Consider the following 7,784-nt stretch of genomic DNA (forward strand, 5'->3'; position numbering starts at 1 on the left):
CGGTCACGCGATCGAGCCAGCAGGTAGGTATTTGCGTTGCGCTGCTTCGACTTCCGGGAACCCGATGAGGTCGACGAACTCGTGGTGCTGCAGTGCGTCGGCGCTGACGTCGGCTGGAGCCTCGCCGCCGGCGAGTCGGCGCAGGGCTTCCCGGGCGGCACCGGTTGCCGCCATCAGGACCTGGGTGGGCAGGAGGGCGAGTCTGACGCCGATCTGGTCGAGAACGTCGGGAGTGAACTCTCGTTCCGTCCACGTCGATGCGGTCAACGTCGCCATCAGTGGAACACCCACCTCGTCGTGGCAGTGGGCCCACTCCTCGACGGTCTCGAACGTCTTGGTAACTGGCATGATCATGTCGGCTCCGGCATCGACGTACGCCCTGGCGCGGCGGATCGCATCGTCGCCGCGGCTGTCGGTGCGTGCGATCAGCAGCACATGGTCCGGCATCGAATCTCGGACCGCGCGGACCTTGCCCGACGCCTCCTCGACGCTGATGAGGTCCACCGGCTCGCCCACACAGATGGGGCATTTCTTCGGCGAGAGCTGATCTTCCATGAAAACACCCTGCACTCCCGCGGCCGAGAATCGCCCTGCGGTGCGCGCGGCGTTGACGGCATTGCCGTATCCGGTATCGATGTCCGCCACGAGTGGAAGCGACGATGCCTCCCCGATGGTGCGCACGGCCTGCAGGTTCTCGGTCATCGTGTAGAGCTCGGCGTCGGGCAGTCCAAGGGCGGCCGAAACGGCAAAGCCTGACGCGCACAGAGCCGAGAATCCTGCCTGCTCGGCCAGCTTGGCTGTCAGCCCGTCCCAGACACCTGGGGCGTACACGAGGCCCTGGTCGGTCATATCTCTGAGTGTCGCAGTCATACACACCATCCATTTCGTATTGCGGAACGCATTCCGAAACTAGAGTGGTGGCGATCACAAGTCAAGGGGGGTTCGTAGGATGGCGGCAGCAGTTCCCAGTTCGATCGAAGGAGCACACGTGGCATCGCCCACCGAGTCCGACGCTCATGCCGGCCGCGACATCGTCGGCGCGGTGGTCAAGGCGTGCCGGTTGCTCGAGCACTTCGACACCTCGCATCCGGTGTGGACACTCAACGACCTGACGACAGCAAGTCGAATGAACAAAACCACCGTGCACCGGTTGATGACCACGATGATCCACGCCGGCTGGGTGGACCGAACACCCGAGGGCTCGTACAGAATTGCCATGCCCGTCTTCGAGATCGGGTCGTCCGCTCTGACCCAACTCGACATTCGCGGCGCGGCCGCGTCGTACATGCGGGAGATTGCCAACACGTTCGGCGACACTGCGTATCTCATGGTTCCTGCCGGCGAGGGTGCCGTGTGTATCGATCGGCTCGAGGGCAGCAACTCGCTCGTTGTCGCGGGCATCTCGATCGGATCCGTGTTGCCGTACCACGCTGCAGCAGGACCAATTTCGATGCTGGCGCACTCGGCAGAGATTCGCGATCAATGGCTGACAGGATCGCTGCCGGCATACACGCCCGAGACGGTCACCGAATCGTCCGCGTTGATGTCACACCTCGAGCAGATCCGGACGCAGGGGTATGCCGTGAGCCGCTCCGACTATCTGGCCGGAGTTGCTGCGGTGGGCGCGCCGATCCTGGGACGTCGCGGGGCGGTCGTGGCAGCCATCAGCGTCGGCGGACGGATCGAGGCCTTCGAGGGCGTGGCATTGCAGAGAAAGATCGACACTATCGTCGCTGCCGCGGCTGCTCTGTCTCGGGTCGCCGCCGCCCTACCCGCGACTAGTTGAAACTACAGCTGTCTAGCCCCGTTCCTAGATCAACGCAGAGAGCCCGATTCACCGATCGATTCGCTCGATCAGTTTCATGGCGTCGAACGGTGCGTAGCCCTTGATGTCGTTGTCGAAGTACACGTGGACGTCGCGACCCGTTGCCGTCCAGTCCGCGATCTTGCCGGCCCATCGATCCAAGGCCGCGTCGGTGTAGCCGCTGGCATACAGCTCCTCGTCGCCGTGAAACCGGGCGTATATGAAATCGGCTGTCGGAGTGTCGACGTACGGATACTTACCCGCGGTATCGGCCACGACGAACGCAATGTCGTTCTTTCGCAACAACTCCACCGCTTCGTCGCAGGCGAAACTCTGATGCCGAGCCTCCACACAGTGCCGGAGTGGCCGATCAGAGGATGCAGGCAACAGCACTCGATCCTCGGCCAGCTTGTCGTCCCGCAATTCCGCCAAAGTAATTGCAGCAGAGACAGTTCGGGGCAATACAGCGAAGAAGTCAGACATCTTCTGCGCGTCGAATTCGAGGTTCGGCGGCAACTGCCACAGGAACGGCCCGAGCTTGTCGCCCAGCGTCAGCACCCCGGTGGCGAAGAAGTTCGCGAGAGCACCCTCCACGCCGACCAGACGCTTGATATGCGTGACGTATCGGCCGCCTTTGATTGCGAACACGAAGTCGTCCGGCGTCTCGTCGTGCCACTTGGTGAAGCTCGACGGCTTCTGCATCGCATAGAACGTGCCGTTGACCTCGATGGACGTCAACTGTTCCGACGCGTACCCGAGCTCCTTTCGGTGCGCCAAGCCGGCCGGGTAGAAATCGCCGCGCCACGGCGCGTAGGTCCAACCGGAGATACCGATCAGAACTCGAGGTCGATGCGACGCAGGCATGAGCAGACTGTAGACGCGGCGGCTAGAGGCGAGCAGTGTTCAGCACTGGCTGGCACAGCGGACGTCCTCGGTCAATAATGAGTAGCTATGCGGGCGGGCGGGCGAGCGGTGGTGCTGACGCTGGTCGCTGCCTGTATGTGGCTTTTCGTGACTCCGCCACTCGATCCCGGAACCGCGGACTTCACCGCCGCGCAGGCACCTACTATCGCTCCGGTCGTCGAACCACCTCCACTGACGCTCGACGAGCTCACCGCTCGGGTCGATCCCACCGTCGTCACCCTGTCGGCATCGGCCGGCTACACCGGGGTTGCGGGCACCGGCTTCGTCGTCGCCCCCGACGGGATTGTGCTCACCAACTTCCACGTCGTCGAGAACGCCACCGAGATCAGCGCAGTGCACATGGGCAACGGACTGATCTACGACGCCACCGTGTTGGGTTACGACAAATCTCGCGACGTGGCGGTCGTGCAGTTGATCACCGCGGCCGACCTGCCAGTGGTCGAGCTTGCCCCGGACCCACCTCCCGAGGTGGGTGATGCGGTGACCGCTGTCGGGAATGCCTCGGGCGCGGGGGTATTGGTGCCGGCTCCCGGTGCTGTGACCGCCCTCGATCAGCAGGTGCGTACTCGTAGTTCGGTGGACGGCTCGCGGAACACGCTCGATCGGATGATCCGCGTCGATGCCGATGTGCGAGCGGGTGATTCGGGTGGCCCACTGTTCGATGCCTGGGGTCGAGTGGTGGGTGTGAACACTGCAGGTCTGTCCGACGAGGCGCGCAACGGAACCGAGTTCTCGCCACCCCAGGCACCTGAGGCGTATGCCGTCCCCATCGCAGAGGCGGTAGCTGTGCTCGAGCAGGTGATCGCCGGAAAGTCGGGCGGCACAGTCCATGTGGGACCGACGCCGTATTTCGGGGTGTCGGTGCGAGATGTTTCGGTCTTCGAGAACAAGCCTGCGGTCGGAGCGGCGGTCGTCTCGGTGACCTCCGATTCCCCAGCGGCGGCAGCGGGATTGTCGGCTGGGGACATCGTCGTCTCGGTCGACGGTATACAGGTTCGGTCCTCGTCGGATTTGTCCGAGGCGCTCATCGGCAGAGTCCCCGGCGATTCTGCCGTCGTGGAATGGGTGGACGACGGCGGCGTCACGAGTTCCGGCACAGTCACTCTCGCCCAGGGAACCCCGACAGCCTGAAGCGTCAGTCCTGCACCACCGACAACACGTTCCCTGCCGGGTCGGTGAACCAGGCGATCAGCGGTCCACCGTGTCGAAAGATTCCCCTGTTGTCGGTACCCATCTGCGGATACTGCTGAAACACAACCCCTTTCGCGGCCAGCGCGTCGACTGCACTCTCGATGTCGCCCACCGGGAAGTTCAAGATCGTGAACTGCGCGGGCACGTGCCCTGGGCGCGGATAGATCAGCACGATCGCCCCGCTCCCCAGGTGCAGCTCGAGCATGCCCATCTTGTTCTCGGTCACCGTCAGTCCGAGCGTCTCGGCATAGAAGGCGCGCGCCGCTGGTAGGTCGTCGACTGCGAATCCGGAGAACGGCTGCCTGGTCAGCTCCAAGATTGTCATCGTCGAATTATCGCGCTCTCGCGCATGCCACGGGCCGATATCCGAGTAGCGTGGCTCTCGTGACTATTCGCCTCGGTTACCAGATGCCCAACTTCAGCTACGACGGTTCGGTCGCAGAACTCTTCCCCCAGGTCATCGCGCAGGCGCGCGAGGCCGAAGCGGCCGGATTCGACACCGCATTCGTGATGGATCACTTCTACCAACTTCCCGGAATCGGCAAGCCCGACGAGCCGATGCTCGAGGCCTACTCCGCGTTGTCCGCCCTCGCGACCGCCACCGACACCATCCAGCTCTCCGCTCTGGTCACCGGCAATACCTACCGGAACCCGGCGATCCTGGCCAAAACGGTCACCACGCTGGACGTGGTCAGCGGTGGTCGCGCCATCCTCGGGATCGGTGCCGGCTGGTACGAGCTCGAACACCAGAGTTTCGGACTCGAGTTCGGCACGTTCACCGACCGATTCGAGCGGCTCGACGAGGCCCTGCAGATCATCGAACCGATGCTCCGCGGCCAGCGACCCACGTTCGACGGCCTCTGGTACCAGGTCGAGAACGCGATGAACGAGCCTCGCATCCGCGACGATCTGCCGATCATGCTCGGCGGCGGTGGCGAGAAGAAGACCTTCGGCCTGGCCGCCCAGTTCGCCGACCACCTCAACATCATCTGCGACGCAAAGGAATTGCCGCGCAAGCTCGCCGCGGTGCAGGCCCGCTGCGAGGAGGTAGACCGCGACCCCAAGGACCTGGAGACCAGCTTCCTGACCTTCGTCATCATCGACGAGGACGGCGACAAGGCCAAGGAAATGCAGCGTGAATTCTTGCTGAAGCAGGGCCTGGATCTGACCAACCTGTCGGAGGAGGACGCCGCCAAGGCCACCGACCGGCAGTTCTGCGGAACCCCGGACGACATCGCCGAGCAGGTTCAGAAGCGCGTGCTCGATCAGGGAATCGACGGCATCATCATCAACCTCGTCACCAACGGGCACCAGCCGGGAGTCGTCGAACTGGCAGGCAAGGCACTGAAGCCGCTCATCTAGTTTATTTCTGCAGCAGTAGCCACGGGGGAGCGAGCAGTGGCATCATTCCCCCGTGGCACAGCTGAGGATGAACGGGCACCGTGTCTTGGTCGCCGACCTGGACGGTGACGCTCTGCGCGCACTGTCGGGTTCGATGGTGGCGTACGAGGGCGATGTCGCCTTCAAGAGCGCAGGCGTCGGCGGTGGCGGCGGCTTTCGTGCCGCACTCAAGCAGAAGGTGACCGGCGAATCGCTGTCGCTGATGGATGTGTCCGGCAAGGGCACGGTCTACTTCGCCGTCGACGCCCAGGACATCACTCTCGTCGAGGTACAAGGTGACAACCTCCACGTCGAGTCGTCGCAGTTGCTTGCTCTCACAGGTCAATTGAAGACCGACATCAAATTCTCCGGCCTTCGCGGCGCAAGCTCGGGCCAGGGCTTGTTCACCACTGTCGTCAGCGGATCCGGCACCGTAGCCCTGTTGTCCAAAGGCGGGCCGATCATCGCCCTCGCCGTCGATCCGCAATACCCGCTCGTCGTCGATCCAGACGCGTTCGTCGCCCATCGTGGCCAGTTGAACCAGAGCTTCGTCACCGACGTCACGTGGCGCTCCGCCATCGGCGGCGGCAGCGGCGAGGCGTTCTCCCTTCGCTTCGACGGCCAGGGCGTCGTGTACATCCAACCCGAGGAGCGCTGACGTGCCGCTCGAACTGGTCAACAGTAAAGTCGTGAAATCCGTTCTCGCGCCCCATCAGAACGTGCTGGCTCGTCGCGGTTCGATGCTCTACTACACCGGAGACGTGCGATTCGTTCCGCACTCGATGGGCGGCTCGGCCGGTGCCATGCCTGGCATGAGCGGTGTTGCCGGGATGGCCGGGCGGATGATGGCAGGCGAGCATGTGGCGATGATGGCCGCAGAGGGTCAGGGCGAGGTCTTCTACGGCCACGCCGGGCTCTACATCGAAGTGATTCATCTCGACGGTTCCTCGATGCTCACCGTCGAAGCCGACCGTTTACTGGTGCACGACGGGTACCTGCAGAGTTCCGTCGTGGCGCTGACCTCGCAAGGCGGAGTCCGCGGGGCGGTACGCGGCGCGATGACAGGTCAGGGCCTGTTCACCACCCAGCTGACCGGTCAAGGCAGCGTCGCTGTGTTGTCACACGGGGGAGCTACTGCACTGCAGGTCGGCCCCGATCACCCTCAGGTGGTGGTGGACCCGCAGGCGTACGTCTGCCACATCGGCAACATCAACGTGGACATCTCCGCCAACGTCGGCTGGCGAGACGCCGTCGGTAGGGGCAGCGGCGAGGCAATTCAGCTGAAGATGACCGGCATGGGCACCGTGTGGGTCCAGGCCTCCGAACAGAAGTTCTAGGAGCCGGAATGAGTCTGGATATTCACACCCCGTACACGCTGCCGGTCAACGACAACGTCCCCGGCAACGACTACGCGTTCTGCGTAGAACTCACCGGTCAGCCGTGGTTCACGTCGAAGGGCGCGATGATCGCGTACTACGGCAACGTCCGCTTCGAGCCGCTCGGGCAGACGTCCATGCCCGCCATCGTCGCGGCGCGGTTCTCGTCTCCGCTGTACTCGAACGACTGGGTCCTCGCGCAGGGGCAGGGCAAGCTGATCCTCGGTGACCGCGGTTTCAACATCAACAGCTACGACCTCGACGACGGCAACCTCACCATCCGGGCCGCGAATCTGCTCGCATTCGAGCCGACTCTGGATCTCAAGCAATCCATCGTCCCGGGATTTCTCACTCTGCTCGGTACCGGCAAGTTCCTGGCCTCGTCCAATGGCACCGTCATGTTCGCCGAGCCGCCGCTACGTATCGACCCGGAAGCCCTCGTGGGATGGGCTGATTGCCCCTCGCCCTCGCATCACTTCGACGCAGACTGGATGCAGAACTTCCTCGGTGCTGCCCGCGGATTCCTCGGAGCCAACAGCGGCGAGGAGCGCCAATTCGATTTCACCGGCACCGGCACCGTGCTGATCCAGTCGAGCGAGAAGGTGCTCAACGATTCACACCTGTTGCGCTACATCGAATCTCAGACGGTCTCACTCGGTCAGAACTCGCTACGTGCACTGCACAACACCATAGGAGCCCGGTTACAGCAGTAGCCCAATCCGCGGTAGCGCGCATACTGGAGTTTCATCCAGGAGGTACGCCATGGCCAACCAAGGACCGTTCGGATTCGGATCCGACGACTTCGACAAGTTCGCCCGGGAAGCAACCGAGGGACTGCGCGAGGTGGTCGGCTCACTGTTCGCTCCCAACGTCGGGGCTCCCAAAGCTCCACCGGAGCCCGAAACCACTGGTCAGAAGGGTGATGGAGTCTGGGCAATCTACAGCGTCGACGACGCCGGATCACCGCAGATCGACCAGCTCTACGCCACCGAACTCGATGCTCTCCGGGCCCACAAGGACAACACCGACCCACGCCGACGCGTCCGTTTCCTGCCCTACGGCGTGAGCGTCAGCGTCCTCGAAGACTGAATCGGGTGCATCGGACCGCG

General features: G+C 63.5%; 10 protein-coding genes. 7 read left to right on the forward strand and 3 right to left on the reverse strand.

Translation table 11 applies throughout. From position 1 onward, the window contains the following. Positions 1 to 3: 3 nt before the first annotated feature. Positions 4 to 879, reverse strand: a complete 876-nt coding sequence (locus RHODMAR_RS03050) for an isocitrate lyase/PEP mutase family protein (protein WP_042937771.1) — start codon at positions 877 to 879, stop codon at positions 4 to 6. Between the two features lie 109 nt (positions 880 to 988). On the opposite strand from RHODMAR_RS03050, the gene RHODMAR_RS03055 reads away from it, so the two are divergent. Beyond that, complete coding sequence (locus tag RHODMAR_RS03055; RefSeq protein ID WP_042937782.1) at positions 989 to 1,786, forward strand: IclR family transcriptional regulator; 798 nt, start codon at positions 989 to 991, stop codon at positions 1,784 to 1,786. A gap of 48 nt (positions 1,787 to 1,834) precedes the next feature. Here the strand turns inward: RHODMAR_RS03055 and RHODMAR_RS03060 are convergent, their stop codons facing one another. Then, positions 1,835 to 2,668, reverse strand: a complete 834-nt coding sequence (locus tag RHODMAR_RS03060) for a DUF72 domain-containing protein (RefSeq protein WP_008711171.1) — start codon at positions 2,666 to 2,668, stop codon at positions 1,835 to 1,837. A 147-nt stretch (positions 2,669 to 2,815) separates the two neighbouring features. Between RHODMAR_RS03060 and RHODMAR_RS03065 the strand changes: the two genes are divergently transcribed. After that, on the forward strand, positions 2,816 to 3,859 hold the full coding sequence (locus RHODMAR_RS03065) for a S1C family serine protease (protein WP_232433558.1): 1,044 nt from the start codon (positions 2,816 to 2,818) through the stop codon (positions 3,857 to 3,859). 4 nt (positions 3,860 to 3,863) lie between these two features. Here the strand turns inward: RHODMAR_RS03065 and RHODMAR_RS03070 are convergent, their stop codons facing one another. After that, positions 3,864 to 4,244, reverse strand: a complete 381-nt coding sequence (locus RHODMAR_RS03070; RefSeq protein ID WP_008711175.1) for a VOC family protein — start codon at positions 4,242 to 4,244, stop codon at positions 3,864 to 3,866. 59 nt (positions 4,245 to 4,303) lie between these two features. On the opposite strand from RHODMAR_RS03070, the gene RHODMAR_RS03075 reads away from it, so the two are divergent. The 5 genes from RHODMAR_RS03075 (at position 4,304) to RHODMAR_RS03095 (ending at position 7,764) form a co-directional block, all read left to right on the forward strand. Beyond that, positions 4,304 to 5,281 carry an LLM class F420-dependent oxidoreductase gene (locus tag RHODMAR_RS03075; protein ID WP_008711178.1) on the forward strand — a complete coding sequence of 326 codons (978 nt, stop codon included), beginning with the start codon at positions 4,304 to 4,306 and terminating at the stop codon, positions 5,279 to 5,281. A 67-nt stretch (positions 5,282 to 5,348) separates the two neighbouring features. After that, positions 5,349 to 5,957, forward strand: coding sequence for an AIM24 family protein (locus RHODMAR_RS03080; protein WP_008711179.1), 609 nt, complete (start codon positions 5,349 to 5,351; stop codon positions 5,955 to 5,957). A gap of 1 nt (position 5,958) precedes the next feature. After that, positions 5,959 to 6,636 (forward strand): AIM24 family protein, encoded by a 678-nt coding sequence (locus RHODMAR_RS03085; protein ID WP_008711181.1) that lies wholly within the window; start codon positions 5,959 to 5,961, stop codon positions 6,634 to 6,636. 8 nt (positions 6,637 to 6,644) lie between these two features. Beyond that, positions 6,645 to 7,388, forward strand: coding sequence for an AIM24 family protein (locus RHODMAR_RS03090; protein WP_008711183.1), 744 nt, complete (start codon positions 6,645 to 6,647; stop codon positions 7,386 to 7,388). Between the two features lie 49 nt (positions 7,389 to 7,437). Then, positions 7,438 to 7,764, forward strand: a complete 327-nt coding sequence (locus tag RHODMAR_RS03095) for a hypothetical protein (RefSeq protein ID WP_042937772.1) — start codon at positions 7,438 to 7,440, stop codon at positions 7,762 to 7,764. Positions 7,765 to 7,784: the final 20 nt, after the last annotated feature.

The organism is Rhodococcus sp. AW25M09 (assembly GCF_000333955.1).
In the GTDB taxonomy this organism is placed as follows: domain Bacteria; phylum Actinomycetota; class Actinomycetes; order Mycobacteriales; family Mycobacteriaceae; genus Rhodococcoides.

Coding starts and splice junctions, on each gene's coding strand:
- RHODMAR_RS03050 (WP_042937771.1), bottom strand. CDS start 879: ATGGTGTGTATGACTGCGACACTCAGAGATATGACCGACCAGGGCCTC.
- RHODMAR_RS03060 (WP_008711171.1), bottom strand. CDS start 2,668: ATGCCTGCGTCGCATCGACCTCGAGTTCTGATCGGTATCTCCGGTTGG.
- RHODMAR_RS03070 (WP_008711175.1), bottom strand. CDS start 4,244: ATGACAATCTTGGAGCTGACCAGGCAGCCGTTCTCCGGATTCGCAGTC.
- RHODMAR_RS03080 (WP_008711179.1), top strand. CDS start 5,349: ATGAACGGGCACCGTGTCTTGGTCGCCGACCTGGACGGTGACGCTCTG.
- RHODMAR_RS03090 (WP_008711183.1), top strand. CDS start 6,645: ATGAGTCTGGATATTCACACCCCGTACACGCTGCCGGTCAACGACAAC.
- RHODMAR_RS03095 (WP_042937772.1), top strand. CDS start 7,438: ATGGCCAACCAAGGACCGTTCGGATTCGGATCCGACGACTTCGACAAG.